The organism is Psychrobacter cibarius, from assembly GCF_016107535.1.
Classification (GTDB): domain Bacteria; phylum Pseudomonadota; class Gammaproteobacteria; order Pseudomonadales; family Moraxellaceae; genus Psychrobacter; species Psychrobacter cibarius.
This window is the reverse complement of sequence record NZ_JABASQ010000001.1, coordinates 398,425-424,946: the sequence shown is the minus strand read 5'-3', so window position 1 is coordinate 424,946 and position 26,522 is coordinate 398,425. Positions and strand designations below refer to the sequence as shown.

Genomic DNA, 26,522 nt, shown 5'->3' with positions numbered 1-26,522 from the left:
ACGAAGTGCTACACTAGCTCTCGGTTTATGACTGCTATATTCAGTAGGCAAGTCGCTATTTACAACGATAGTCATCCATTAGAACCATCAATCAGAATCATGAATTATCTAATCTATAATTAGGGAGTATTCAATGTCAATGAAACAGCCTTTACGTGTTGCCGTCACTGGTGCCGCTGGTAATATCAGCTATGCTATGTTATTTCGTATTGCATCTGGCGAGATGCTAGGTAAAGATCAGCCAGTTATTTTGCAATTGCTTGAAATCGCTCCAGCACTTGACGCCCTAAAGGGTGTGGTCATGGAATTGGAAGATTGTGCATTCCCTTTATTAGCAGGTATTGTGCAGACTGATGATGCGACCGTTGCATTCAAAGATGTTGACTATGCTCTGCTTGTAGGTTCACGTCCGCGTGGTCCAGGTATGGAACGTAAAGATTTGCTAGAAGCCAACGCTGCGATTTTCTCAGCACAAGGTAAAGCATTGAATGACGTTGCAAGCCGTGACGTAAAAGTATTGGTTGTCGGTAACCCTGCCAACACCAACGCCCTTATCGCTCAGCGCAATGCACCAGATCTTGATCCACGTAACTTCACTGCGATGACTCGTTTAGACCACAACCGTGCCATGGCACAGTTGGCTGGCAAAACTGACAGTACAGTAAATGACGTGAAAAAAATGATCATCTGGGGCAACCATTCATCAACGCAGTATCCTGATCTGACTGCTGCTACTGTCAACGGTAAGCCTGCATTAGATTTGGTTGATCGCGAATGGTACGAAGCGACTTATATCCCAGAAGTACAACAACGCGGTGCTGCAATCATTAAAGCACGCGGTGCATCATCTGCCGCTTCTGCTGCCAACGCGGCCATTGCACATATGCGCACTTGGGCATTGGGTACTGATGAGAACGATTGGGTATCAATGGGCGTTTATTCAAACGGCGAATACGGTATCGCAAAAGGCTTAATCTACTCATTCCCATGCACATGTACTAACGGTGATTGGTCTATCGTAGATGGCGTTGATGTGTCATCAAATTTCTCTAAAGAGAAAATGGCAGCGACTGAGCAAGAGCTTAGCGAAGAACGTGATGCAGTAGCACACCTGCTTCCATAAGCCGCCAATGTCATTATGTCATAAAACTGTTTTATAGAAATTGATCTAAAAAAGCCCTCTACATTAGAGGGCTTTTTTGTGTCTTGTCTGCCTATCAAAATACAATTGATAACGTTAGATACACGTTGATTAACAGCTATTAAAATAAAGCTTGCTACAATAAATGTGTCAATTTAGATAATAAACACAAAGACACTCGTACCATTTAAGGAGAAAATTATGTTGGGTGAACCAGAATACAATATGAATGAATTATTTGCACAGTTGGGACTTGATAGCTCAGATGCAGCGATTGATAGTTTTATTGAAAATAATCAGTTGGATAAAGAAGAGAAGTTGATAGAAGCGAGTATTTGGACAGATAATCAGCGTGCTTTTCTACAAGAAGAATGGGAAAAAGATGCGGAATGGGTAGAGGTCATCGATGACTTAAACGTACGTATGCATCCAGATGCTTAGAAAAACTCCCATTAGATAAAACCCACAAACGTTATAAACGCTGTGGGTTTTTTATAAATTATAAATATCGACGCCCGCATTTAAGCTTACTAGCAATTTAACTGGGCTGCTGCTCTCGCCACTCAATTAATGCTTTTACATCATTATGGATGCCTGTTTTTAATGCTTCTAAGCCATCATAATGTCGTTCACCATGTAAATAATGCAAAAATCGAACCTGTAAAGTTAATCCATATAAATCGGCATTTAATTCTGGGAAATGCACTTCCAAACGCCAATCATGTTGTTTATCGACAGAGGGTCTAGTGCCGATATTGGCTGTCCCAAAGAGGCTATTGGAACGTAATCCTGAGATACCTGATTTGCCATCTATAGCAAATGCCGATAAGCCATCAGCAATCACTTGCCCATCCTCGTCGAGGCTGACGACATCAACAGCAAAGATACCATGCAGGGCAGGTTTTAAACGCTGTAGGTCAATATTTGCAGTAGGAAAGTCCATGGTGCGACCTATTTTATCGCCACCAACGACCATTCCTGTAATCGCATAATCGCGACCAAGTAGCGCATTAGCAGCGTCAATATCACCAGCCAATAGTAAGTCTCGAACGCGAGTAGAGCTGATACGTGCCGCTTTACCACTATCATCGATGACGGTATGTAGATTGGTCACATCTAAGCCATAATTCCGCAAAAACTGACTGTCGCCAGTACGGTCATGACCAAATTTAAAGTCATCACCCAACACCAACGCCTTGACATTTAAGCGCAGGGCTAAAAGATCCGCAAATGCTTGGGCGGATAGCGAGCGAAACTCTGCATCAAATCCTGCCACAATCAAGGTCTCAACGCCATATTTTGCTAACAAAGCTTGTTTTTCAGCGAGATTGGTGAGGCGAGCAGGCGCGGTGGCTGGCGCAAAAAATTCACGAGGCTGTGGCTCAAATATCATGACAGCAGAACCAAGATTTTGTGCATGCGCAATATCACGGACTTGTTCAAGCATCGCTTGATGACCAAGATGGACACCATCGAAGTTACCGATAGTGAGCACACAGGGCGCTAAATCTACTGGGCTAGTATTTGCAGTCAAATTACTGGGCGAGGCAATCAGTTGCTCAAGAAAATAGGTGTTCATAAATTTTCAGCTATGATAGATAAAACCAGATAAAAAACACACCTGTACCAAAATCAATGTGTTTAAAATCAGCCATTATAAAGTAAAATGACCACACTAACATCCTATAGTCTACTGACAATAAAAGTATGGCGCTATCCGCTCTGTCATCTTAAAATACCGTGATATTTGTCCACATACTTCTGTAATGACCCTCTGTATAGATGGATCATCTTGCAACAATTATCACTCATAGACTATTAATTAATAATTACGGAGACCTTATGCCCGTTGCTGCCTTGAATGCTGTACCAACTGTTTTGTTAGAACACTATCTCACTGATGAGTTTGTCGTGCAGCGTGCAAGTAGAGACGACTTGTCAGAGATTTTGGCGATTTACAATCAGACTATTGCAGGTAAGCAAGCCACTGCCAATCTCACCCCAGTGACTTGTGAAGAGCGTGCAGATTGGTTTGATGAGCATATAAACAGTCCGACGCGTCCTATTTATGTCGTAAAAGCGATGCATAAGACCACTCAAAATTCAGCAGAAGCAGAGACAGCAACAATCGTTGCATGGGGTAGCTTTAGCGATTTATATGCACGACCGGCTTATCATATCAGCACTGAGATTAGTGTCTACTTGCATCAGGATTATCACGGTCAAGGATTGGGCAGTTTATTGACCTGCTGGATGTTGACACAAGCGCCAAGCCTAGGCATTCATAATGTGATCGCGCTTATTTTTGCGCACAATCAGCCAAGCTTAGGATTGTTCCGTAAGCTTGGTTTTGAGCAATGGGGATATATGCCAAAAGTGTGTGATATGCAAGGCTTTATCGCTGATGTTGTGATGCTTGGCAAGCCAGTGTCGTCAGATTAATATTAAATTTTGATTGGTATCAAATAAAATCATTGAAGATAAGATAGTTCAAGTTCAAGTGAATTAAGCTAAAATAACTTAAGCTAAAGTGATTTTAAATGAGGATAGCAAAGCGTCTTATCCTAGGATTTTCCATTGACCTTCAATTTTTTGCAGCTGATAGGTCAACGGTGCAGGCGCACTTTGTCCTTTTAACATCAGCTCCCCAATGATGGTGGCACGGGTTTTATCATCGTTATATTGAGTATCGGTAATAGTGACGCCATCGACGGTTTGCTGAAAGGCATACTGGGTTTTAGCCAGCTCTTCTTCGAAGTTTGCCATATCTACTTTATAATATTTAACAGCTTCCTTTACCTCGCCATAATACAAGCTATCTAGTGCTTGCTTTACAGTATCTTCCGGCGTACCAGCTTGGGTGGGATTGGTTACGAGGCTTTTTTGCTTGGTCGCAGAAGTGACTGGGTTGATATTATCACTATCAATCGCCGTTTCAGCTTTACCACTGTCAGCCATCTGCTTGCTGTCAACTGCTGACGTTTGATTAGCAGCGCTATTTTCAGCATCAATGCTTTCATCAGAACTGCCTTCAGCGATGGCTGCCGTATCTTCGGCACTATTAGCTGTCTTATCGTTATCGCTACAAGCACTTAAAAGCAGTCCAGTGCTAAGGACACCAGCGGTCAGGATAGTTGGTAAGCGTAGTAAGGTTGATCGTTTGGTTGTCATTATTAGCCCTCAGATTTCATTTATTCGTTAATGGTTAATTATGGCAACTATCCGCATCATTCACTATCCATTCTCTTACTAAGCTTGTTTTGGTTTCGTAAGTGAAGCTGCTTAACCATGCTTTAGCTGGTGTGGACGGAAACCAGTGGCTAGTAATACCACGCCATAAACCAGTGCCCCCACGGCACACATGATGAGCAAAGCGGCGATACGTCGCCACTGCGCATCATCGCTAGGGAAATAAGGCAGCATGATATAAAGCACGCCAATCATAGCGCTGGTCGCAATCGCAAACTGGGTGAATAATTTTTTCCAATGACTGCCAAAGCGGAAAATATCACGTTTATGTAAGAAGTAATATAATAAGCCTGCGTTCACAAAGGCCGCGCCCGTGGTTGCTAAGGCCAAGCCGCCATGTAGCGGAATCTCTAAGAAATAAAATATACCGATGAAAATGACACTAAAAATCATGTTGGCAAAGACAGAAATGATACCGATTTTTACGGGTGTTCTGGTATCTTGACGGGCAAAAAAAGCAGGGGCAAAGATTTTAATAAGCATAAAGCCTAAAATACCACCAGCCATACTACGTAATGCGAGCGAACTCATCTGCGCATCACGTAAGGTAAATTCACCGCGCAAAAACAGTGCTTGCATCAGTACATCGGCAAGTATAAACAACGCTGCTGATGCCGGAACACCGACTAAAATGATTAAGCGTGCCGCCCAATCGATGGTTTTTTTAAAACTAACATCGTCTTTTTGCGCCTCACTTTTTGATAAACTGGGCAAAATGACTGTACCGATTGCCACGCCAATCAAGCCTAACGGCAGCTCACTCATACGCTCTGCGGCATACAGCCAAGAGACCGAGCCGCCAATCATCAATGAGGCAAAAATGGTATTGAGCAGCAGATTAATCTGAGTGACAGAGACGCCAAAGATAGCAGGCAGCATGAGTTTTAAAATACGGCGAACGCCTTCATGCTGAAAGTCGACCTTGGGTGCGACCAGCAGCTTTTGTTGCCATAGCTGAGGCAGCTGTAGTAAGAATTGCAACAATCCTGCGATAGCGACCGCGTAGCCTAGCGCCATGATAGGAACATCGAACATAGGAGCAAAAATTAATGCGCCACCAATCATGCACAAGTTTAGCAACACTGGTGCAAAGGCAGGCGCAGCAAAGCGTCCGTAGCTTTGTAAAATGCCACTGGCAAAGGCGGTCATAGAAATAAATAGCAAATAAGGAAAGGTCAAACGCAGTAATTCAGCGGTAATAGCAAACTTACCTGGTTGATCCGCAAAACCGGGCGCGAATAAAGTTACGACCCACGGTGCCATTAAAATAACAACCACAGTAAGCATCGACAAAATTAACAACAGAGCGCCTGAAGTACGACTGACTAAGATTTGTACCTGCTGCAAACTATATTTTTCTTTGTATTCGGACAGTACAGGGACGAATGCTTGGCTAAAAGCACCTTCTGCAAACAGACGCCGCAAAAAGTTTGGGATTTTGAAGGCGACTAAAAAGGCATCCATCAGACCACCAGCGCCAAAGACGCCTAACAATACGACATCGCGTACCAGACCTAAAATACGAGACAGCATGGTCATACTACTGACCACCATGGTTGAACGAAATAACCGACTTTTTGCCATGAGAACCTATTGTGCTAATTTGTTTAATGAAGGTTGTTTACTGATGGTTGTTTACTAAGTTGCTGCTATCAAAAAGCTGACGGATTATAGCATTTTCATAATCGAGATAAATGGATTGGATGTGGAATATAAAATGATAAAAAATCGTTGATAAGTAGCGATAATTTTTTAATTGCGACAATCAGATTAAGAATTAAATAGTTTTATAGATGTCATTTAAGAGAATAAATAGCTCGGAGCGTTTATCAATCATAGATTTTCTATAGTTGGTCGTATCATTTGGGTCGAAAGGGATATGTACGCATTCTACTCTTTTTTTGAAAGATATAACTGTCTCGCCATATTCTCTAAGCTTAATTTGAGCGTTGCTATAGCCAAATAGTAGTAATAAAGATTCCGCTTTCGTTAGCTCACTAAAGCTGTCGAATAATTTATTTTGAGCATCTAATAATCCATTAGATTTAGGAAGCGAAGAATCTAAAACTAACCTGCGCCGCCAGTCAGTGGCGAATGCCCAGTAATTCAAAGTGATACTATTAAAGTTCTCTACTTTTTCTGCAACTTCTTTTAACATCTCAAACTCGCATTCTATTTTAGCTTTTTTAAGCTCATTACGATGTTGTGTTGAAGATAATAGAAAAGCAATAACGCCTGCTATCAATGCGCCCAAACCTATTTTCACTGCTGAATCGACCACTTCAATCCAAGTCATAATATTTCCAGTCGATGGTTAATAATTATTAAAGTTAAGTGAGTCTTTTTATTTTAATAGAGCGGCGACCATCTCACGTAATTTTGCCCATTCAAAATAATCACCAGGATCTGTTTTGCGACCAGGGGCAATATCGCTATGACCTGTTAGATGACGACGAGTTTTGGGGTAGGCGGCATAAATGGCACAGACCACTTTTGCAAGTACCTCATATTGTGCGGCGGTGAAGGACACAAAATCAGACCCTTCAAGCTCAATACCGATGCTATAATCATTACATTCAGGGCGACCCAAGTAGCTAGAGCGTCCAGCATGCCACGCGCGCTCATTAAAATTGACAAACTGAGTCATCGTGCCATCACGCTCGATGAATAAGTGAGCCGAAACCTCCGCGCCTTTAATCGTTTGAAAATAGGGATGCGCCGCCCAGTCTAGCTGATTGGTAAATAATGCTTTAACGTAATGGATGCCGTCAGTATCAGACGCTCCGAACTCGTTCGGAGGTAGGCTGATATTATGAATAACAATAGTATCAATAGTCATATCTGTTGGTCGCAGATTGCAGTTTGGTGATGCAAGGTATGTGGCTGCAGATAATCTGCCATCGTTAATCGTTATTGGTGTTATGGACATAATATTCTCTTTTATCATGATATTAATAAGTGGGCATTGACCGCTGGTTGCTAGCCATTTTTCATCAATTAATAGCCAGTCTGATAATAGCTACCTTGATAACAGTAGCTTTGATAGTAACAACTTTGATAACAGCCACTTTAACTAAGATATTTCAATGATCTGGCTCGTATATGGCTTTTGAGGTTATTTTAGTGAACGATTCAATCGGCATTATCAACCAGCCATCAATCACGCTATCGGCGTATGAATAACAACGTGCGAGGTTTTACCCCATGATTCTAAAGTCTAGTTTTTTATCTGTAGATTGTACCCTAACTATTATGAGTCAACGAGCACGTTTACCACTTGCTATTGTAGGATTGCTACTCTCTGCACAAACGCAGGCTATTCTTCCAACGCCAGAATCGTTAGTTACGACAGAGGCATTAGCGCCTACACTGCAAGCTGCCGCAATCGCTAATAATACGCCAGATAATGCCACTCAAGAAGATACTCAAGTACTAAAAAAAAGCAACGCTGAGCAGTTGTTAGCCAAGTGGCGTGAGCAAGCAGCAATACAAAATTTAGCCCAACATACGACATGGCGACGTTTATTGTATTTTTTTGATGATCAAAGGAACTTGATTGGTAAGAAAAAAGACACCAGCATGGTTGATGAGGCTGACTTTTTTTTGAGTGAGCATGGTCGGCAAGACTCGAATGCCGAGCTTGATGCGTTACTCGTCGTCCTCGCTAATGAGGTAGCGACAACGAATAATCGTACTGTCAAAAAAAATACTGCCAACAATTCGGTATTATGTCGTTTTCCAGCGCGTGTACAATGGTTGACCGATACATTGAACATTGATAAAACGGCGCTAAAAGTTGACTGTCCCGAATTGAATGAATGGATGCGGAAGATCGCTCCCGAGCAGTTATCTATCATGTTTGCCCAAGAATATTTAGACAACCCTTTATCGGCCTTTGCTCATACGTTATTGCGTATCGACTCAAAAGCGAGTGTGGCAGATCCGAGCCAGATTCATCACGCGGTTGCGCTGAATTATACGGTTGGTGGTAATCCAAAAGACAATTTTGTGGTGTATGCCATCAAGTCAATGACTGGCGGTTATGACAATCTCATTGAAATTGATCCTTATCCCGCAAGGCTGGCCAAGTATCTGCAAGAAGATGAGCGGGACGCATGGACATATCAATTGGATTTGACACCAGCGGAAGTACAGCAGATTATTTTACACGTTTGGGAAACCAAAGATTTAAAATTGCCGTATTACTTCACCACAGATAACTGTGCGTCTGAGATTTTACGCTTAATTGATGTGGTGCGTCCGCAGCAGCATTTATTGAGTCAGCTGCCTTATGCGGTTATTCCCTCAGATGTCGTGCAGTTGCTTGATGATGAAGGCTTACTTGCCAGCACCAACTATACCCCTGCTGATAGCACTTTACGCCAAGCGCAGTTAAACAAGGTTAAAGAGCAGCGCGAGCAATTCGGCTATCACAACAGCGCAAAACAGACGATCAATGAGATTAAATCTGCCCAACTCAATACGGTTTCGAGCATGTCAGCTGATGGACAGACGTTATTGCAGCCTAATATAGAAGTATCAGATAACAATCCAATAGACAGACATCCGCTGCAACTGGCTCATATGGGACTAGGGCAGCGCGGTGATAATAACTATATCGATTTGGGCTTACGAGCGGGCTATCATGATATTCTCGATCGTCCCTCAGGATTCCCACAGTTTTTTGACTTAGAAGGCGCATCTGCGACTTTGCGCCTGTACGACACCGATAATGACAAAGCCAATCAGCCAAACAGTGTGGTTTTGCAAAATGTGACATTGATTCGTGGGCGCTCATTTAATCCAGTCAATTCTGCCAAAAAAGGCAAAACGTGGGGCGCTAGCATCGAGGCGACGCGTGTGAATGATGGCTCCCAGCAAGACGGTCGCGATCATTTAGTTGGGAGCTTGGGCTATGAATCAGGTTGGTCATGGGCATTTGGTACGCCTCGCACAGGTACAGGCGAGATGCCGCCGCAGCTATGCTATACCTTTTTGTCCGGCACAGCGCAAGCAGGACGCGGTATCAATAAAGGCTTTCGCGTTGGTGCTGGCGTGAATGCAGGCTGTCATTATCAGATTAACAATCAGTTACGCGCGCAGGCTGAATTGCAACTGCCATATTGGTATCATGGCAGCAGCGATGAGTCTAATGCCCGTGGTCATTATTGGCAGCCGATATCGACATTAGGGCTGCAGTATGATATCGATAAAAAACAAGCATTACGCATTAATGCTAACTACGAATGGCAAGATCGTGTTGATGCCAATGAAGACGTACAGCTGTCGTACAGACGCTATTTTTAACACTTATTACTAAAAAGATGTATAGGTTATTAAAAAAATGTATGGGCAGTCATTAGAAATGGCGTTCGAATAAAGGATAAATGATGAGTACGCAAAATTTATTGATTATCGGTCAAGGTGATATTGGTTTGCCAGTCAGCAACCAGCTGGCACAGGACGGCTTGAATGTCACAGGTTTGGCTCGTGGTGAGCGCCATCATTACTCTTTGGATGATCACGCTGAATTTATGCAAGCCGATGCATTGACTCTGACGGCTGAGCAGCTGCAAGATTTTACAGCGATAGCAATTATCGTTACCCCCGATGATTATTCGGCCAGTGGCTATCATAATAGCTACTTAGCAATTAGCCAGCATTTGGCAACGCTTGCGGACAAACTCACCAACCTTTCACGCATTGTTTTTATTTCATCAACGGGTGTTTATGGGCAAGATAATGGCGAATGGATTGATGACAATACCGCGCCTGTGACGCCAGAGCGTGAAGCCTCGCAAGTGATATTGCAAGCAGAACAAGTCCTGCAACAAGGTTTTGGGGATAAAGCCATTATCATTCGTCCAAGCGGTATTTATGGACGCGCGCGTCTCATGCGTTTGCGTAAAGCCCGCGAGCCACAAAAGGAAGCAGTGGCAGCCGCGCATTGGAGCAATCGGATTATGGATCGCGATTTGGTCGCTATCATCGCTAACGTACTGACTATCGATGCGCCCAAGCCCCTTTATATTGCTACTGATTATGCGCCAGTCACGACTTTTGAGCTGGGCGTTTGGTTAAGTCAGCAGATAAATGAAACGCCTCCTGCTCTTGACGATAAAAAAGTAGCGGTTACGGGAAAACGCTTGCACAGTAATATTCCATTAGCTTGGTTGGCATATCCTGATTGGCAAGTCGGTTACCGTGATATTTTGCGTCATCAAGAACAACATCAAGAGTAATATACCAGTTTGATTTAATTAAAATTGTTTTTATATTTTATAGCTTATGGAGATTTCATGACCCAGCCTTCCACTTCTGACACTCATTTACCCAGTACTGATATTACAGCAGTAGGCGGTACAATTTCAGAAGGCAATGCTGAGCAGTCGTCTATCTTGCCAGATAGTACTCAACCTGCGATTGTACATCCTAATTTTGACCCGAGTCGCTTGGCACTTGATCCTGCTAGACCCTTGAGCGATATTCCAGAGCCTGCTAGGCGTCTAAATGGTCAATTGCAACGACTCTATGGACGCTCTGCGCGTTTTTATCAGCCTAAAGAACACAGCTTGTCAAAATGGTCGCTGATTGCTTCAGAAGTATTGGGCGAGCATCTGTCATTATTGCGGGCAGCAGAGCTTGTCGAGTTTCCAGACAGCTTTTATCACAATCACAGCGCGCAACCATTATTATCATCATTAAATGGTATGACTTTGCTCGACATGGCTGATATTCAGCAGGCGCTTCGTGCTTATCCAAAACTGCATCGTTACGGTTTTATACTGAATAGCTCTTCTGTAAGTACCGATACGAGCGTTAGTAGTAATGCTAAAAACACACAGGCTTCTTTCCGTGCATTGACCAAACGGTATAACCCAGATGAGTTGCTCAACAGTGTTTATGCCGAAGATTGGCAGGTGGTGTTGCAGCCGCAGCAATTTGAGACAGGCGAGGGCAGTTTGGCTACTGACATTATGGCGTGTAGCGTTGCTGTCCATGCATTGAGGCAGTGCGAGACACGCAAAAGTATCAATCACCGCTACAGCGCCGCGCAAATCTGTCAGCACATACGCAGTTATCTGCTGAGTCAAATCATTTGTGAGCCATCGCAGCGTCATGCATACCGTCAAATACGCATTTTCACAGGACATGTTATTGTTGCCGCGTATCATTTAGGTTGGGAGATACAAGTGAGCGATGACGGTCAGTGTTATTTTAATCTCTCATCGCGCAGTGGCCTATTGACTCGTTATCCTAACATGCAGGATTACGACATCAATGGTTGGTCAAGCTGATCAATAATGCGTACAATAACGCCAAATTTTTGCTCTTCTTTTTGTCAATAGGAACGCTTCCATGCTTAATGCCTCAATGCCTAATGCGCAACACCCTTCTTTTTCCTCACATCAATTTATCCAACTGGCTTTAGACAATCAAGTTCTCAAATTTGGCGAGTTTGTCCTCAAGTCTGGTCGCATCAGTCCGTATTTTTTTAATGCAGGCTTGCTGGCATCGGGTGAGATGTTGTCGTTGCTCGCGTGTGGTTATGCTGATGCCTTGGCTGAGCAAGTGGCTGCTAGTCATAACGGTACAGATGAGCAGGAGCTGGTGATCTTTGGGGCAGCGTATAAAGGTATTCCTTTTGTGGCAGCAACCGCGCAAGCCTTATGGATTCATCATGGTATCAATGCCAAGTGGGGCTATAACCGTAAAGAAGCCAAAACCCATGGCGAAGGTGGCAACTTAGTAGGCGCTGACGTTAGTGGTAAAGCAGTCTGGGTACTCGATGATGTCATTACCGCTGGTACGGCGATGCGCGAAGTGGTTGAGATTTTAGAGCAAGCGGGCGCTAGCGTTGCTGGTATTATCGTTGCCCTTGACCGTAAAGAAAAAGGTCAGGCTGAGCATTCTGCTATTCAAGAGTTGGCGTCGACATTAGAGGTACCAGTGCGTGCGCTCGTCGATATCGATGATTTAATCAGTTATTTGGCAGATGACCATGGCGTACAAAGCGGTCAGCATAAAGACGCGACCCAACTTGCCAAGATGCAACATTATCGCGCGCAGTACGGCGTATAGTTGGGCACTGAGTTCGAAGCTTTTCTATATTAATAATATAACGTAAGTGAGCCTTATTATGAGCCAAGAAAATCAAAAAAAATCGTTAAACATACTCGTTATTATGGATCCTATCGAGCAGGTTAATTATAAAAAAGACACGACCCTTGCGATGATGTGGTCGGCACAAGACCGTGGGCACAGCCTTGGCTATTGTCAGATTCATGATTTGTGGTTGGATCGTGGGCAACTGATGGTTGATACGCAGCCAGTGACCGTCAAGCGTGATCCTGAAGATTTTTATACACTAGGGGATAAAGCGACAGCGCCAATCAGCGACTATGACGTGGTGTTGATGCGTAAAGATCCGCCGTTTGACATGCGTTTTATTTATGCCACTTATATGCTGGATCATGCCAAAGCTGCAGGCGTGCTAGTGGTCAATGATCCACAAGCGATACGTGATTGTAATGAAAAGCTATTTGCCACGTGGTTTAGCGATTATATGAGCCCAACGATTGTGACCAGTAAACAGGCGCATATTCGCAAGTTTATCGCTGAGCAGCAAGACGTCATTGTTAAGCCATTAGATGGTATGGGCGGCACGGGGATTTTCCGCTTGACTGCTGATAGTCCAAATATCGGCGTCACGCTTGAGATTTTGACTGAGCTTGAAACCTTGCCGATTATGGCGCAGCGTTATTTGCCAGAGATCAAAGAAGGCGATAAGCGCGTGTTGATCGTTGATGGTGAAGTGGTCGATTATAGCTTGGCGCGTATTCCTACCAAAGGCGAGACCCGTGGTAATCTTGCGGCGGGTGGTAGCGGTGTTGCGATGCCGCTCACCGATGTCGAACGTCAAGTGGCAGAAGTCGTGGCACCTATCGTTAAAGAAAAAGGTCTGATGTTCGTTGGGCTCGATTTAATCGGCGGTCGTATTACCGAGATTAATGTCACCAGCCCAACGTGTGTACGTGAGATTGATGATCAATGCGGTACAGATATTGCGACCGATTTTATCATCGCCATTGAGAATAAATTAGCAGTTTGCGCAACACTGTAAGGATAGAGTGATTTATCACTAAGCTATGCGCACAATACTTAAAAAACACTGTGCTAAGATAGATTGATAAACAGCATCTTTTCATAGCACATAAAAAGGCGATAAAACGTCATTTATAAACGATGCTTTTATGATTTTTCGATAGTATTTATAAAAGCCAAGTCGTGATTGCTTGCGGCTTGGATTTTTGTTATTGACAGTGCATAAAGTGCTATATATCAGCCAACGATTTACACTATACTATGCGAGATTTTATAGGGTCATTATTGGCTGGTGACTAAGATGATCATAGGATAATAAGTCCTTCATATAAATAAAGAAAAGATAGGCAGGCGTTCATGAAAGCACCGCATATATTAATGATGGCCGCGGGTACTGGCGGGCATGTGTTCCCAGCGCTGGCAGTGGCTGAGGAATTGACTCAGCGTGGTGCGGTTATTCATTGGCTAGGAACGCCAAATGGTATGGAAAATGGCTTGGTTGCACCGACTGGTTATCCTTTTCATGCGATTGAGATGCAGGGTTTACGCGGTAAAGGAATCGGGCGTTTATTGAAATTGCCAGTGACTTTATTGTCAGCGACGATGGCAGTTATAAAGGTGATTCGTAGTAATCAAATTGACATAGTTGTCGGTTTCGGTGGTTATGTGACAGCACCTGGGGGTATCGCCGCACGTCTGACCAATACGCCTCTGATTATCCATGAACAAAATGCCATTGCAGGCATGAGTAATCGCTATCTATCCAAGATTGCAACCAAGGTGTTGCAAGCATTTGAGGATACCTTTGCCAATAGTGCACAGGATACTAAGCTTGAAACGGTTGGTAACCCAGTACGCAATGCCATCACTGGTGTCTCTGAACCGACGGTGCGTTATGATGTTAATGACAACTCACCGCTCAAATTGTTGGTCGTGGGTGGCTCACTTGGTGCACAAGCCTTAAACGACACTGTACCAAAAGCGCTGGCATTGCTCAATCAGCCTTTTGAAGTGCGTCATCAATGCGGGCGTAACAATGAGGCTGCCACACAAGCGGCTTACGATGAGCAAGACTTGAGTATGCACAAGTTTGTGGTACAGCCTTTTATCGACGATATGGCCGCCGCTTATAATTGGGCAGATGTTATTGTTTGCCGAGCAGGCGCATTGACGGTTACGGAAATCCAGAACGTTGGTATTGCCGCAATTTTTGTACCGCTGCCGCACGCGGTAGATGACCATCAGACTGCTAATGCCCGCACTTTAACCTCACACGATGCGGCGATTTTGTTACCGCAGTCTGAGTTGACAGCGCAGCGTTTGAGCAATGAGCTTGCTGCCCTTAATCGAGAGAAGTGCCTAGCGATGGCCAAAAAAGGCCATGCCCTTGCCAATCGAAGTGCGAGCAAGCAAGTTGCTGATATTATTTGGCAAACGCTGTAGCCTATATTCTTATAACTGACTGTTTTTATTATCAATTATTTTGATACACTAAATTGTATTAGCCTTTAATAAAGAGAAGCCCTATGTCTAACCCTGCGAAAGCTCTACCTAAGCGTTTGATTGAAATACCAGAAATGCGTCGTATTCAGCATTTGCATTTTGTCGGTATTGGTGGCTCGGGGATGTGCGGTATCGCGGAGGTGATGAACAATCAAGGATATCAAGTAAGTGGTTCTGATATTGCTGAGAGCTTAGTGACCAAACGTTTGGCACAGATTGGTATTGATATTGCGATCGGTCATGACTCCAAAAATATTGCCAATGCTGATGTCATCGTTGTATCGTCAGCAATTGATCGCAGCAATCCTGAAGTAAGGGCGGCATTAGAAGCGCGTTTGCCAGTGGTACGCCGTGCCGATATGCTGGGCGAGTTGATGCGTTATCGTCACGGTATCGCTGTTGCTGGCGCTCATGGCAAAACCACGACGACCAGTTTGTTGACTACCATGATGGCAGAAGGGCAACTCGATCCTACCTACGTGATCGGCGGTAAGCTGAATGCATCTGGTAAAAATGCAGCACTTGGTAGCAGTCGTTTCTTGGTGGCAGAAGCCGATGAGTCTGATGCATCGTTTTTATCGTTACATCCGATGGCCGCGATTGTCACCAATATCGATCAAGACCATATGGAAACGTATGAGAATAGTTTTGATAAATTAAAAGCCGCTTATATTCAGTTTTTACAAAACATGCCATTCTACGGTTTGGCGGTGGTCTGCGGTGATGATCCTGAGCTATATGCAATGATCGATGATATCGGTCGTCCAGTATTGACCTTTGGTCTTGAGCCTTTTAACGACGTTCAAGCCATCGACTTGGTGACGGAAGGTACTAAAACTCACTTCACGGTACTGCGCCGTGACCGTGAACCTTTACGTTTGACTCTCAATATTCCTGGTACTCACAACGTTTACAATGCACTTGCTGCTATTACCATGGCGACTGATGAAGGGGTGGATGACGAAGCGATCAAACGCGCTCTGCAAAAATTTGAAGGCGTTGGTCGCCGTTTTGAGCAGCATGCCTCTGTCAGTCTTGATGATGGTAATGTTTTATTGATTGACGATTATGGTCATCACCCAAAAGAAGTCGATGCCACCATTAAAGCGGCGCGTCAAAGTTTTCCTGAACGTCGTTTGGTAATGATGTTTCAGCCGCACCGTTATAGTCGTACCCGAGATTGCTTTGATGATTTCGTTGAAGTACTCTCTAGCGTTGATGAATTATTATTATTAGACGTATATTCAGCAGGTGAAAGCCCAATTACTGGCGCTGATACCAAGTCATTGGCACGTAGTATTCGGTTGCGCGGTGAAGTTGAACCGACGATTATTGACAAGGACAATTTAGCTCCTGTCATGCAGCGTTTATTAAAAGCCAATGACATGCTCATTACTCAAGGTGCAGGTAATGTAGGGCAGATCGCTGTCGACTTGGCTGCCAATAACCTTTACATTAAGTAAGCTAAAAAATTCTAGGAACGATCTTCATGACGACTGATACTAAAGAAAATACCAGCACTCAAAATTCAGATAATTTAGAGAGCAATGATGCCACTCTAAACACGACGACCAGTGATTCAAAAGATGCCAGACAGTTTGGTAAAGTGGCGGTTGTCTACGGCGGCAGTAGCAATGAACGCAGCGTGTCATTAGACAGTGGTGCTGCCGTATTGCAGGCGCTACAAAACCAAGGCGTTGATGCCACTCATTTCGATCCTAAGCATCAAGACATCACAGAGCTACGCGAGTATGACCGCGTGTTTAACGTGTTGCATGGTCGCGGCGGCGAGGATGGTTTGTTGCAAGGTGTGCTGCAATGGTTTGATATTCCGCAGACGGGTTCAGGGATTCTGGCATCAGCGCTGGGTATGGATAAGGTTCGTACCAAGCAATTATGGCAAGGTTGTGGGTTAGCAACCGCGCCATTTTCATTGTTAACAGCTGAGACTGACTGGCAGCAAGTGGTCAACATGCTAGGTTTACCACTTATTATCAAGCCCGTTCATGAAGGCTCCAGTATTGGTATGACCAAGGTCAACAATCTTGACGAGTTGCCAGCGGCTTATGCAACGGCGGTACAGTGCGGTGATGCGGTTATGGCTGAGCGCTGGATTACCGGTCGCGAGTTCACAATCGTCATTATCGACGATGAAGCTTATCCAGTCATTCGTCTTGAACCTGCTGATATTACCAACTTCTACGATTTTGAAGCCAAGTACAATCGTAATGATACCAGCTACTACATTCCCTGTGGTCTGAGTGCTGCTGACGAAAAGCATTTACAAGATCTGAGCCTTGCAGCGTTCCGTGCCGTTGATGCCAAAGGCTGGGGACGCATCGATGCTATGCAAGATGAAGCAGGCAACTTCTGGTTGCTTGAAATCAATACAGTGCCAGGCATGACCAGCCATAGCTTGGTTCCGATGGCAGCCAAGGCTCGAGGCATGGACTTTGATGCATTGTGCTGGCATATTTTAGCGCAGACATTAGAGTGACTGGTATAGCAGTTATTGCTTAAACAGTGATTTAGCAATAGCATTATGAACATTGCTCATTTTTTAGCATTGTTCATAATGCTATTGCTATTTATTGAGACAGTTGTCATTGGTAGGCTGTCTTAATAAACCAGTGACAAAACTTATGAATCATTAGAGTTAAATTTTTCTTATAGCCTGATAATACTACTAGACTAGAACGGGTTAATGTATCACTAGAGCTGCTATACCACAGCGTCATGTAAACTTGTGTAAATTCGTTGTCACTAGTAGGGGTTAAGCTATTGTTTAACCATAAAATACGTTAATATTGTAATTATAGGTCTGTTTTAGTGATATTTCTGTTTTCTATGAATTTAGCTCATAAGTTATTCATAAATTAAGAAAAATGTTACGTTTAAATGAGCATAATGTCATCCTATAAATCGTTTTAGTAAAATATTTTGATAATATGTCAACTTAATAGGCTTCTGCAAAAATATGCAGAGTTACATTTATAAATAGCATGATCAGTTTTATGCAAATATAGGGACAAAGGTCGTTATGGCTCAAACTGTCAACGAGGTAACTGACTTGATGAGTGATAAACCCCGTCGCCCAAACTCTAAGTTCCAAGTACCGACTTCGCTCAAATATTTTTTTATGGTATTGGTACTAGGGTTGCTCGTACTGATATTGATAATGGGTGGAAAAGCGTTGCGTGATGCACCGCCAGCTTCTATCCATGTGAATAATCAGGGTTTGACAGTTACCCAGTATCGCGCATTGCAACAGGTTATGAATCAACAAAAGGTAAGCAGCTTTTTTACCTCTGATTTGCAAGCATTAAGAGATATTACGACGGGTCTGGCTTGGGTTGATCAGGTCAGTATTTCTCGTGATTGGCAACGGGGCATAGTCGTTACCGCATTACCTAAGCAGGCGGTTGCTAATTTTGGTACAGAGCGTTTAGTGGATGCAAAAGGTGCGGTTTTTGTCCCTGCTGATAGTAAAGATCTGACGCAAGAACGCTTCGCCACCTTACAAGGTGAGATAACGCAAGCCCCAGTTATCATGCAGCAGATGCAGCAAGTTAACGACTGGTATGCGCCACTTGGTATGCAAGTCGAAGATATTATCCTGTCACCAAGAATGACTTGGCTGATTCGTTTTGACAATGGACTGCGTGTGATTGTTGATAACGAGAATACTGCGCAAAAGCTGCTGAGTTTAAGTCAGCTGCTCGGCAATCAGTTAAGTGAGCGTCGAGGCGAAATACAGTCTGTAGATTTGCGCTATAAAAATGGTTTTACCATTGCTTGGGATATGGCACAGCCAAAAATTGATGAAGCAAAATAACAATAGATAGCATAAGCAAAAACTGGTTAGCATTTTAGTTTGAGCTATTTTGATAGTTTGTAGCACAGAATATACAACATCATAGCGTGTTGATAACGCTTTTTTTAATGATCTAATGGAGACGTCATTTGGTCTCCTGTTTAGCGATAATTTGTCTGGTACCATGAAAAATACTGAAAATCTGGTTGTTGTCCATCTAAGTGCCACGGCAGTCTATGTCGTCATTGGTAACGTTGTCTCTGCAAAAGACATCCGTATTCTGGGCGTGGGACAAGTCAAAAATAGCGATTTTTACCAAGGTCAAATAAAACACCGTGAACGTCTACAAGGTGCTATTAAACAAGCCATTCAAGAAGCAGAAGATACTGCCAATTGCCGCGTGCACAGTGTGTGGTTGACCTTAGCGACACCGGAATTATCGAGCAAAAATAGTGCAGGCGAGGTACGTGTAGAAGATGAGGCGGTACGTGCCAAAGATATGGTGCAGGCGTTGTCTAATGCCAAGTCACGCGATCTATCATCAGACTACTATCTAATGCATTGCTGTCAGCAGGGTATCTATGTTGATGATCAAGATTTCATGGTGGATGATGCGATCGAAATGATGGCGCATAATATTACTGTGATGTATCACATGATGATGATGCCCGTTGCTAGTCGTCAGAATATCCAAAAATTACTGCAAAGCTGTGATGTTGGTATTGACCACATTGTATTTGATGCAGTGACGAGTGCTGAATATAGTTTGATGAGTGACGAGCGCCAGCAAGGGGTCTGTTTGGTAGATATTGGTGCTAGTACGACCAGTATTTGCGTTTATAAAGAAAACAAGCTCATATTTACCCATTGTATCGCGACAGGCAGCCACGAAGTGACGATGGATATCTCAGCTGATTTTGGTATCTCCATGATTGAAGCTGAAAAGCTGAAAAAAACCCATGGTACTGTCGATGTCAATAGTGTCGATCCCAGCTCGTTCTTTATCTTTAAACCACAAGGAACAGGTGATGAGATTAATATTGGTATCTATAATCTAGCCCGCATTATTGAAGCGCGCTATGTGCAGATATTTACGGAAGTTGCTCGTCAATTGCATGAGGCTGATCTCATCGGCTATATCGACAAAGGTATCGTACTCACAGGTGGCGGTACGGCGATTAAAGGTATGATACCCTTTACCAAAAAATTGCTCAAAATGCCCGTAGTATTAACCAACACTCATCCTGCTATTAGTGCTCATAATCATTTTGATAATGATGAGTCATTTAAGCAGCTAAACAGTCAAGTGAATGATCGTGCTTATCAAACGGCATTTGGTACACTATTATATAGTCAAAGCGAGCAGTTTCGCCGTAGTGAAAAAAGCGAGCCTGAAGCGATTCAAAAAAATCGAGTCACTGGTGTTTTTCAAAGTGCAGGGCAGCGTTTTGCTAGTGTACTCAAAAAGATATTATAATCTGTTAGCAAAACATACTTATATTAAGCAGCATAAGAGTATGCAGCTATATAATAGGCAAGAATACGAAAAGTAACACCCTGTACTATACTGGCATATTTTGGCTAGCACAATTATCTAAGCCATTGCCCTGTTTTATTTAAATACAATTATATATAGTAAGTCGATAGCGCGCCATATAAGTGTGTTACCAAGTATCGACCATCACGCTATCTGCAACTGGAGAAACCTTTTTATGTCAAAATACACCATGCCAGATGATAACCAGCCTCAAAATAACGGCCAAGCAAGCTTCACTGTATTCGGTGTTGGTGGTGGTGGCGGTAATGCGGTTGAACATATGGTACAACAAGGGATTAGAGGTGTAACGTTCGTCTGTGCTAATACGGATAAACAAGCGCTTGATCGTTTAACTGCACCGCATAAATTACAACTTGGCGCAAAAACGAATCGCGGTTTGGGCGCAGGGGCGAACCCAGAAGTTGGGCGTGAAGCAGCAGAGAGCGAAGAAGAAGCCATCCGTGCATTACTCGAACATTCAGACATGGTGTTCATTACTGCTGGTATGGGCGGTGGTACGGGTACGGGTGCAGCGCCTGTGGTTGCTCGTATTGCTAAAGAAATGGAAGTGTTGACAGTTGCCGTCGTGACTACGCCATTTAAGTTTGAAGGTGGCAAACGTATCAAGGCTGCTAAAGCTGGTATTGAGCAATTGACTAATTTCGTTGATTCTATCATTACGATTCCGAATGATAAGTTGATGAGTGTCTATGGCAATATCTCTATGCAGGATGCCTTTAAGAAAGCGGACGATGTGTTATTACATGCAGTTCAAGGTATTGCTGAAACTATCGCTAGTGAAGGTATGATCAATATCGACTTTAACGATATCCGCACTGCTATGACTGCCAAAGGTCATGCGATGATGGGTATTGGTCGTGCTAGCGGCGATGATCGTGCGCGTCAAGCAACTGAGAAAGCCATCAGATCACCCTTACTTGATGACTTGCGTTTAGAAAATGCAAAAGGTCTGTTAGTTAACGTAATTTCTTCTGAATCACTCTCATTGGATGAGATGAGCAAAATCAGTGTTATTGTCGAAGAAATTACAGATATTGACGATGCACATATTTTCTATGGTTCAGTGATTGATGAGAAAATGGGTGATGACTTACATGTCACTGTTATTGCAACGGGTCTGACGTTAGATGAAAACGCTGGGCAAGAGCCAGAAGTAGTCGAGGCACCAGTTCCTTCTGTCAATAGCACTCAGCCTGTTGACCCTAACGTGCATACCAGTGCTTTAAACAGCCAGAAGCAATCGCAAGCTCAGATGTATCAAGAAACGGCTAGTGCTACTCGCTCAAGCGCGCCTCAAGAGCAGGCGAAAACCAAAACCAATAGCATTCAAGACTATCTAAAACGTCAACAAAATAAATAATATTTTCAGATGTTTGGGATAAAAAAAGCCAGTACTAAGTTGCTGGCTTTTTTGTGTGTATAGAAAATGTCCATATATTAGCAAACTGATTCAGCTATGAGCGCGCGCTATTTATAAGAATCGCTTCTCAATGCGAAAATCATCATTAATAAATTGGCGCATAAAACAATTTATGATTGTAACATTTGGCTGTTATTTCCCTGTGTTAACAGGGGAAATGTGATCAATAAGACATGACAACCATCAAAATTTATTGACGATAAGTGTTATCAATCAAGGAGATAAGGAAATTAGCGAGTTTTAACTATGGCGAACTAGGGGCGGGTAATGATACACTATGGCAATTGTAACAAAATATGTGAGAAGACAGCCATGAACCAAAGAACCATAAAAACTGCGATTGCTGTTACAGGTATTGGTCTCCATAGTGGTCAGCCTGTTGACTTAGAGTTTCATCCGCAACCTATTGATACAGGTATTGTTTTCGAGCGTTCTGATATCGAAGGCAGCCAGCCGATTCCAGCCAGTGCTTTTTTAGTACAAGACACTATGATGTCGTCAAACCTAGTGTTTGGTGGCACACGTGTGGGGACGGTCGAGCATTTACTTAGTGCCATTGCAGGACTTGGCGTGGATAACCTTTTAATCCGTGTATCGGCCTCAGAGATACCGATTATGGATGGTAGTGCCGCTCCTTTTGTAGCGTTACTGCTTGACGCAGGATTCTGCGAGCAAGACGCTTTAAAGAAGTTTATAAAAATCGTCAGACCTGTAAGAGTAAAAGTGGATGATAAATGGGCAGAACTGCGTCCTTATGAAGGGTTTGAGCTGAATTTTGAGATTGATTTTGATCATCCTGCTATCGACAAAGATTTTCAGCATGCACAGTTGCAGTTTTCGACGCAAAACTTCATTGAGCAATTGAGTTCAGCCCGTACTTTTGGATTTTTACGAGATATAGAAGCCTTACGTCAGAATAATTTGGCGTTAGGAGGCAGTATGGATAATGCTATTGTTATTGATGAGGCAAATATTCTTAACGAAGAAGGTCTGCGTTTTAATGATGAGTTCGTTCGCCATAAAATTTTGGATGCTTTAGGTGATTTATATTTGATTGGCTATCCGATTTTGGGTCGATTTAATGCTTATAAATCTGGTCACGCGTTAAACAATTTATTGGTACGTGAGATACTATCTGACCATAATAATTTTGAAATTGTAACTTTTGATGACAATGTAACATGCCCAATTCAGTATTTACCTCTCGAAGGTTTGACTGTTGAAGGATGAATACAGGAATATACACGAAGTATCGAAACATTTACGCAATATTACATAATCCGGCTGTAATTACATTCTAATAATATTCGTTTTTTTGAATGTATTGTTTAGATTATTTTAACAATTCTGCTCTAGAGTAGAGAATATCAAAGCTGTGGATAGTTTTTCAATCATCTGTTGGTGACGTTCATAATGTGAACGGAGCTAGCAGGTGATTTTTTTTGTTTGCACCATTACAAAATCGCAGCGTTATCAGCTGATTTTTACGGTTTTGTTTACACAACTTTACATAGTAACATTAATAATTTCAATGATTTGCCAGACGTAAAAGTGCTTTTTTGAGATTTTCATCAGTGGTGACATGCTCTGCGGCCTGTGATATAGTCCGCTTTGTGTTTTGGCTAAGCGCCTGATTTTCATTGGCTTTACTAGATTTTGACAAAGTTGCTGATACTGCTAATAGTTGTTTAGATGAATGATTATCAGCTGAATTTTTAGCGACGACGACGCGAATTTGCTTGAGTTGTTTAAATGTAATTGACTGCTCTGTTAAGACTTGCAAATAAGCGCTCTGCAAATAGCGAATATGATTGGCAGCAGTCATTGAGCCCACACTGAGTATTAATTGCTCGGAGGTGAGGCCTACGACCCAACAGGTATTAAGAATTTCTTCAGGTAGACAATCTACCAATAGCTCTTTTACCTCGTTGGTTGCTTCTATGTATAGCCGCATATTGTCAGCAAGCGTTCGGGGTAGTGCGCTACCAGCAAAAGCTTGATGGTCGATAAGTTGGGCAAGCCGATTTGGCTGTTTTTTTGACATCGTGATGACTCATCTAATAGGTGACAAAATCGATATTCATAATTGACATGCTAAAGGCAATTGATACTGAACGATTTGCGAGACAGTGAACTAAGCGGAATATGGTATTAACTGATAATACCAGCATTAGTCACTACAGAAGAAATAGCGGGCTGTTTTAACAAGGATTTTATCATGTTTTGTAATGATCATCTCCTCTAAACTAATTGATGCTTTGTCACGGATGACGAGCGGTCTTGTATTAACAATAGGTAGTAAATTTATGAAACAAGCTTTATTAATTTTGTCAGTATTGGGAATGGGTATAGCACAGACAAGTGGTGCTGTCGAAACAACCTTTCAACCAAATAATACCTTGAGTCATACCATCACTAACATCTCTGCTTCTGCGAACTACGGTTCTAGCCGCAATATCTATAGCACTAACAGTGGTGCTCATGTATATAGCAATGATGAGATCAGTCAAGCCATTGATAATTTAAGTGCGCATGCCAAGCAAAAAGAATACCAGCTTGCTTCGCTTACCAGCCGTTTGTCTTATGAGCAGCGTCAGCAGCAATCAAGCCGCGCTCCTGATCGCAATTCTGCTCCTGCTATCGCAGCGGCAAGTGCATCGCGAGTAGCGTTATCTAGAAGCTCTGGCTACTGTGCTCGCTATGTACGTAAAGCGCTACAATCAGCAGGTTACGAATTTACGCCTAACCCTTCAGCTTATCAGTATGCCTCTCGCGGCACACTTGCTCAAGCAGGTTTTACCAAGATCAGTAATGATATGCAGCCACAAGTGGGTGACGTCGTTGTTTATAATCGTACGTCAAACCGTCCACATGGTCATATCCAGATCTTTGATGGTAACGATTGGGTATCTGATTTCCGCCAAAACAGCATTAGCCCATACAGTGGCACTTACAGCTATACGACATGGCGTGATTCGCAATATGTCGATGATGCATCAGACCGTGGTATTTACCTCGCGATGGCTGACAAATAATAGCCAGTTAGATGTAACCTAAGTTAAAAGTTTTCTCCAAATCCAGTAATGCTCTTTATAGCGTTGCTGGTTTTTTTTGCGCTTTGAGTTGTGATGCTTAAGTTAAAAGTAGAGTTAAAGCTCAAATTTCGACCAGTGGCTACGATTGTGAAAGTCAGGCGGGGAGGCGTGGTTTGGGGCAAAATATAAAGCAATCTCACCAAACCATAAAATAACGCAAGGATGTATTTGCTCAATCACAGTATTTGCGATGGTGTATTGCTTATTGGATCGTTGGATTACTGGTACATTAAAGCTGCGCTCATAATGATGAGGTTTATTTGCTAGTGATGGATCATTAAATAAAGGATTCTCAACGTACCTTAATGTTGGCTTTACATTATTTATCCAATTAATAGACGCGCGCGCCTGTCCATCAGCTGCATATAAGGGTGTTGGCGGTAAGGTCGCAGGATTACGATAGCTTGCAAATTGATATAGCGCGTAACGACCGTCTGGATTGGCATTAATCTCGATATAGGGCGTTGCCTTTTGAGCATCCGTTAGATTTTCATCATTTGTCAGACGACCAGCGATAAAACACTCAAGGCAAGTCTCTTCCCACAAGTAATTATCGAATCTTACTTGCGCTTGCTGCCACATTGACCAGTTTAGCTGCTTTGCTAGCAGTTGGTTGGGCAGGGTGAGTTGATAGGTTAGCTGTAAGTATAGTGATGGCTGTCGAATAATCTGAGCACGCACATTTATACAGATGCGCTGCAACTCATCCACCGTTACACCCAGTTGCTGCGCATCGTTTACTATGGTTTCGGTGGCCACATAGAGATTGAATGATTGATTCATAAGTTAAGACCCGACAATGAAAATATAGAAGTAACTATAAGAAAAATGGTACCGACTAAGCGAGCTAATATTACACGCTAAGTAAATCTAAAACGAGCAGACAACATAAAAGCCGCGAGCAAGATGCATCGCGGCTTTTATGTCTATCGTCACCATGTGGCTATGATTTGAGTTGATATGGCATACCATACCATACCATCACATCACTCAAACCAGCTAGTCATCACATATTATTGTGCATGACGCGCTAAGTTAGACAATTTTGGGTTGGCGTTTGGATTTTTACGTAGTAACAATGCCATACGACCAATAGAATGAACCAAAGACGCGTTAGCCGCTTTGGCAAGTTCCGCACCGATGACATCGCGCTCTTCTTTTGTGCCAGCAGGCAGCTTTACTTTGATGAGCTCATGATCTGATAGCGCGCGATCAATCTCTTCAGTAATGGTTGGGGTAATACCTTTGTTGCCAATCATGACGATAGGTTTGAGGTCGTGACCAATGCCTCTTAGGCGTTTGATGGTAGCGTTATCGAGTTGCATAGAATTCCTAGGTGTTGGTAAAAATAAAAGACAGTGCTATTAAGAGCAGTTGATGACCATTATAGATAATCTGTGGTCATCTTGCATGAGATCAGCAGGATTTTGCACGATTTTACGTGATGAAAATGTTAAACTGAATGTTTGGGCACATTATAAACGCTACTGTCTGATAAATCAGTGTTTTAACCAATAGAATTTCGCCAGTTTAAGACTGCAAATGTAGAAAAATCTTGATTGATAGCATATTCGAATGAATTTAACCCATATCGAAAGTGCTTCATAAATCTTTTAGCTAATTCAGTAATATGTATG

Annotated in this window: 24 protein-coding genes; 16 read left to right on the top strand and 8 right to left on the bottom strand. The window is 42.9% G+C overall.

Annotated features, from left to right (window positions below):
* Positions 1 to 133: 133 nt before the first annotated feature.
* Both JFC08_RS01875 and JFC08_RS01870 read left to right on the top strand, forming a co-directional pair.
* Positions 134 to 1,123, top strand: coding sequence for a malate dehydrogenase (locus JFC08_RS01875; RefSeq protein WP_198329485.1), 990 nt, complete (start codon positions 134 to 136; stop codon positions 1,121 to 1,123).
* A gap of 219 nt (positions 1,124 to 1,342) precedes the next feature.
* Positions 1,343 to 1,582: a DUF2789 domain-containing protein gene (locus JFC08_RS01870; RefSeq protein ID WP_045444148.1), complete on the top strand. Its 240-nt coding sequence runs from the start codon at positions 1,343 to 1,345 to the stop codon at positions 1,580 to 1,582.
* A 97-nt stretch (positions 1,583 to 1,679) separates the two neighbouring features.
* Here the strand turns inward: JFC08_RS01870 and ribF are convergent, their stop codons facing one another.
* Positions 1,680 to 2,720: a riboflavin biosynthesis protein RibF gene (gene ribF / locus JFC08_RS01865; RefSeq protein ID WP_198329484.1), complete on the bottom strand. Its 1,041-nt coding sequence runs from the start codon at positions 2,718 to 2,720 to the stop codon at positions 1,680 to 1,682.
* A 263-nt stretch (positions 2,721 to 2,983) separates the two neighbouring features.
* On the opposite strand from ribF, the gene JFC08_RS01860 reads away from it, so the two are divergent.
* Positions 2,984 to 3,583: a GNAT family N-acetyltransferase gene (locus tag JFC08_RS01860; protein ID WP_198329483.1), complete on the top strand. Its 600-nt coding sequence runs from the start codon at positions 2,984 to 2,986 to the stop codon at positions 3,581 to 3,583.
* Positions 3,584 to 3,700: 117 nt separating this feature from the next.
* Here the strand turns inward: JFC08_RS01860 and JFC08_RS01855 are convergent, their stop codons facing one another.
* From JFC08_RS01855 to ampD, 4 genes are all read right to left on the bottom strand, one after another.
* A complete protein-coding gene (locus JFC08_RS01855; RefSeq protein ID WP_198329482.1) occupies positions 3,701 to 4,312 on the bottom strand; it encodes a hypothetical protein in 612 nt (203 codons plus the stop codon).
* A gap of 111 nt (positions 4,313 to 4,423) precedes the next feature.
* On the bottom strand, positions 4,424 to 5,974 hold the full coding sequence (gene murJ, locus JFC08_RS01850) for a murein biosynthesis integral membrane protein MurJ (protein WP_198329481.1): 1,551 nt from the start codon (positions 5,972 to 5,974) through the stop codon (positions 4,424 to 4,426).
* A 193-nt stretch (positions 5,975 to 6,167) separates the two neighbouring features.
* The gene (locus tag JFC08_RS01845; protein ID WP_198329480.1) at positions 6,168 to 6,686 is read right to left on the bottom strand and encodes a hypothetical protein; all 519 of its coding nucleotides are present in this window, start codon (positions 6,684 to 6,686) and stop codon (positions 6,168 to 6,170) included.
* A gap of 48 nt (positions 6,687 to 6,734) precedes the next feature.
* Complete coding sequence (gene ampD / locus JFC08_RS01840; RefSeq protein WP_198329479.1) at positions 6,735 to 7,319, bottom strand: 1,6-anhydro-N-acetylmuramyl-L-alanine amidase AmpD; 585 nt, start codon at positions 7,317 to 7,319, stop codon at positions 6,735 to 6,737.
* Between the two features lie 275 nt (positions 7,320 to 7,594).
* On the opposite strand from ampD, the gene JFC08_RS01835 reads away from it, so the two are divergent.
* The 12 genes from JFC08_RS01835 (at position 7,595) to lpxC (ending at position 23,020) form a co-directional block, all read left to right on the top strand.
* On the top strand, positions 7,595 to 9,697 hold the full coding sequence (locus JFC08_RS01835; RefSeq protein WP_198329478.1) for an Lnb N-terminal periplasmic domain-containing protein: 2,103 nt from the start codon (positions 7,595 to 7,597) through the stop codon (positions 9,695 to 9,697).
* Positions 9,698 to 9,780: 83 nt separating this feature from the next.
* Complete coding sequence (locus tag JFC08_RS01830; RefSeq protein WP_198329477.1) at positions 9,781 to 10,632, top strand: SDR family oxidoreductase; 852 nt, start codon at positions 9,781 to 9,783, stop codon at positions 10,630 to 10,632.
* Between the two features lie 57 nt (positions 10,633 to 10,689).
* Positions 10,690 to 11,688 carry a hypothetical protein gene (locus JFC08_RS01825; protein WP_198329476.1) on the top strand — a complete coding sequence of 333 codons (999 nt, stop codon included), beginning with the start codon at positions 10,690 to 10,692 and terminating at the stop codon, positions 11,686 to 11,688.
* Positions 11,689 to 11,749: 61 nt separating this feature from the next.
* On the top strand, positions 11,750 to 12,472 hold the full coding sequence (gene pyrE, locus JFC08_RS01820; protein WP_420825197.1) for an orotate phosphoribosyltransferase: 723 nt from the start codon (positions 11,750 to 11,752) through the stop codon (positions 12,470 to 12,472).
* A 58-nt stretch (positions 12,473 to 12,530) separates the two neighbouring features.
* A complete protein-coding gene (gene gshB / locus JFC08_RS01815) occupies positions 12,531 to 13,514 on the top strand; it encodes a glutathione synthase (protein WP_198329475.1) in 984 nt (327 codons plus the stop codon).
* Positions 13,515 to 13,852: 338 nt separating this feature from the next.
* Positions 13,853 to 14,938 carry an undecaprenyldiphospho-muramoylpentapeptide beta-N-acetylglucosaminyltransferase gene (gene murG, locus JFC08_RS01810; protein ID WP_198329474.1) on the top strand — a complete coding sequence of 362 codons (1,086 nt, stop codon included), beginning with the start codon at positions 13,853 to 13,855 and terminating at the stop codon, positions 14,936 to 14,938.
* Positions 14,939 to 15,021: 83 nt separating this feature from the next.
* Positions 15,022 to 16,461, top strand: coding sequence for a UDP-N-acetylmuramate--L-alanine ligase (gene murC, locus JFC08_RS01805; RefSeq protein WP_198329473.1), 1,440 nt, complete (start codon positions 15,022 to 15,024; stop codon positions 16,459 to 16,461).
* A 26-nt stretch (positions 16,462 to 16,487) separates the two neighbouring features.
* On the top strand, positions 16,488 to 17,495 hold the full coding sequence (locus JFC08_RS01800) for a D-alanine--D-alanine ligase (protein ID WP_198329472.1): 1,008 nt from the start codon (positions 16,488 to 16,490) through the stop codon (positions 17,493 to 17,495).
* A gap of 543 nt (positions 17,496 to 18,038) precedes the next feature.
* Positions 18,039 to 18,833: a cell division protein FtsQ/DivIB gene (locus JFC08_RS01795; RefSeq protein ID WP_198329471.1), complete on the top strand. Its 795-nt coding sequence runs from the start codon at positions 18,039 to 18,041 to the stop codon at positions 18,831 to 18,833.
* A 163-nt stretch (positions 18,834 to 18,996) separates the two neighbouring features.
* Entirely contained in the window at positions 18,997 to 20,289 is a 1,293-nt protein-coding gene (gene ftsA / locus JFC08_RS01790; RefSeq protein ID WP_198329470.1) for a cell division protein FtsA, read from the top strand.
* Positions 20,290 to 20,524: 235 nt separating this feature from the next.
* Entirely contained in the window at positions 20,525 to 21,730 is a 1,206-nt protein-coding gene (gene ftsZ / locus JFC08_RS01785; protein ID WP_045454113.1) for a cell division protein FtsZ, read from the top strand.
* A gap of 372 nt (positions 21,731 to 22,102) precedes the next feature.
* Positions 22,103 to 23,020, top strand: coding sequence for a UDP-3-O-acyl-N-acetylglucosamine deacetylase (gene lpxC, locus JFC08_RS01780; RefSeq protein WP_055124715.1), 918 nt, complete (start codon positions 22,103 to 22,105; stop codon positions 23,018 to 23,020).
* Positions 23,021 to 23,318: 298 nt separating this feature from the next.
* Here lpxC and JFC08_RS01775 read toward each other — a convergent pair whose 3' ends face one another.
* Positions 23,319 to 23,834: a hypothetical protein gene (locus JFC08_RS01775; RefSeq protein WP_045454117.1), complete on the bottom strand. Its 516-nt coding sequence runs from the start codon at positions 23,832 to 23,834 to the stop codon at positions 23,319 to 23,321.
* Positions 23,835 to 24,096: 262 nt separating this feature from the next.
* Here JFC08_RS01775 and JFC08_RS01770 point away from each other — a divergent pair, with 262 nt between their 5' ends.
* Positions 24,097 to 24,825, top strand: a complete 729-nt coding sequence (locus JFC08_RS01770; RefSeq protein WP_045444182.1) for a CHAP domain-containing protein — start codon at positions 24,097 to 24,099, stop codon at positions 24,823 to 24,825.
* Between the two features lie 114 nt (positions 24,826 to 24,939).
* Here JFC08_RS01770 and JFC08_RS01765 read toward each other — a convergent pair whose 3' ends face one another.
* Positions 24,940 to 25,668, bottom strand: a complete 729-nt coding sequence (locus tag JFC08_RS01765; protein WP_198329469.1) for a DOMON domain-containing protein — start codon at positions 25,666 to 25,668, stop codon at positions 24,940 to 24,942.
* Between the two features lie 230 nt (positions 25,669 to 25,898).
* Positions 25,899 to 26,210 carry a YhbY family RNA-binding protein gene (locus JFC08_RS01760; RefSeq protein ID WP_193012510.1) on the bottom strand — a complete coding sequence of 104 codons (312 nt, stop codon included), beginning with the start codon at positions 26,208 to 26,210 and terminating at the stop codon, positions 25,899 to 25,901.
* Positions 26,211 to 26,522 lie beyond the last annotated feature (312 nt).

What these genes read in the sequence shown, in the direction of transcription:
- JFC08_RS01875 (WP_198329485.1), top strand. Translation starts at nt 134, where the DNA reads ATGTCAATGAAACAGCCTTTACGTGTTGCCGTCACTGGTGCCGCTGGT.
- JFC08_RS01870 (WP_045444148.1), top strand. Translation starts at nt 1,343, where the DNA reads ATGTTGGGTGAACCAGAATACAATATGAATGAATTATTTGCACAGTTG.
- ribF (WP_198329484.1), bottom strand. Translation starts at nt 2,720, where the DNA reads ATGAACACCTATTTTCTTGAGCAACTGATTGCCTCGCCCAGTAATTTG.
- JFC08_RS01860 (WP_198329483.1), top strand. Translation starts at nt 2,984, where the DNA reads ATGCCCGTTGCTGCCTTGAATGCTGTACCAACTGTTTTGTTAGAACAC.
- JFC08_RS01855 (WP_198329482.1), bottom strand. Translation starts at nt 4,312, where the DNA reads ATGACAACCAAACGATCAACCTTACTACGCTTACCAACTATCCTGACC.
- murJ (WP_198329481.1), bottom strand. Translation starts at nt 5,974, where the DNA reads ATGGCAAAAAGTCGGTTATTTCGTTCAACCATGGTGGTCAGTAGTATG.
- JFC08_RS01845 (WP_198329480.1), bottom strand. Translation starts at nt 6,686, where the DNA reads ATGACTTGGATTGAAGTGGTCGATTCAGCAGTGAAAATAGGTTTGGGC.
- ampD (WP_198329479.1), bottom strand. Translation starts at nt 7,319, where the DNA reads ATGTCCATAACACCAATAACGATTAACGATGGCAGATTATCTGCAGCC.
- JFC08_RS01835 (WP_198329478.1), top strand. Translation starts at nt 7,595, where the DNA reads ATGATTCTAAAGTCTAGTTTTTTATCTGTAGATTGTACCCTAACTATT.
- JFC08_RS01830 (WP_198329477.1), top strand. Translation starts at nt 9,781, where the DNA reads ATGAGTACGCAAAATTTATTGATTATCGGTCAAGGTGATATTGGTTTG.
- JFC08_RS01825 (WP_198329476.1), top strand. Translation starts at nt 10,690, where the DNA reads ATGACCCAGCCTTCCACTTCTGACACTCATTTACCCAGTACTGATATT.
- pyrE (WP_420825197.1), top strand. Translation starts at nt 11,750, where the DNA reads ATGCTTAATGCCTCAATGCCTAATGCGCAACACCCTTCTTTTTCCTCA.
- gshB (WP_198329475.1), top strand. Translation starts at nt 12,531, where the DNA reads ATGAGCCAAGAAAATCAAAAAAAATCGTTAAACATACTCGTTATTATG.
- murG (WP_198329474.1), top strand. Translation starts at nt 13,853, where the DNA reads ATGAAAGCACCGCATATATTAATGATGGCCGCGGGTACTGGCGGGCAT.
- murC (WP_198329473.1), top strand. Translation starts at nt 15,022, where the DNA reads ATGTCTAACCCTGCGAAAGCTCTACCTAAGCGTTTGATTGAAATACCA.
- JFC08_RS01800 (WP_198329472.1), top strand. Translation starts at nt 16,488, where the DNA reads ATGACGACTGATACTAAAGAAAATACCAGCACTCAAAATTCAGATAAT.
- JFC08_RS01795 (WP_198329471.1), top strand. Translation starts at nt 18,039, where the DNA reads ATGGCTCAAACTGTCAACGAGGTAACTGACTTGATGAGTGATAAACCC.
- ftsA (WP_198329470.1), top strand. Translation starts at nt 18,997, where the DNA reads ATGAAAAATACTGAAAATCTGGTTGTTGTCCATCTAAGTGCCACGGCA.
- ftsZ (WP_045454113.1), top strand. Translation starts at nt 20,525, where the DNA reads ATGTCAAAATACACCATGCCAGATGATAACCAGCCTCAAAATAACGGC.
- lpxC (WP_055124715.1), top strand. Translation starts at nt 22,103, where the DNA reads ATGAACCAAAGAACCATAAAAACTGCGATTGCTGTTACAGGTATTGGT.
- JFC08_RS01775 (WP_045454117.1), bottom strand. Translation starts at nt 23,834, where the DNA reads ATGTCAAAAAAACAGCCAAATCGGCTTGCCCAACTTATCGACCATCAA.
- JFC08_RS01770 (WP_045444182.1), top strand. Translation starts at nt 24,097, where the DNA reads ATGAAACAAGCTTTATTAATTTTGTCAGTATTGGGAATGGGTATAGCA.
- JFC08_RS01765 (WP_198329469.1), bottom strand. Translation starts at nt 25,668, where the DNA reads ATGAATCAATCATTCAATCTCTATGTGGCCACCGAAACCATAGTAAAC.
- JFC08_RS01760 (WP_193012510.1), bottom strand. Translation starts at nt 26,210, where the DNA reads ATGCAACTCGATAACGCTACCATCAAACGCCTAAGAGGCATTGGTCAC.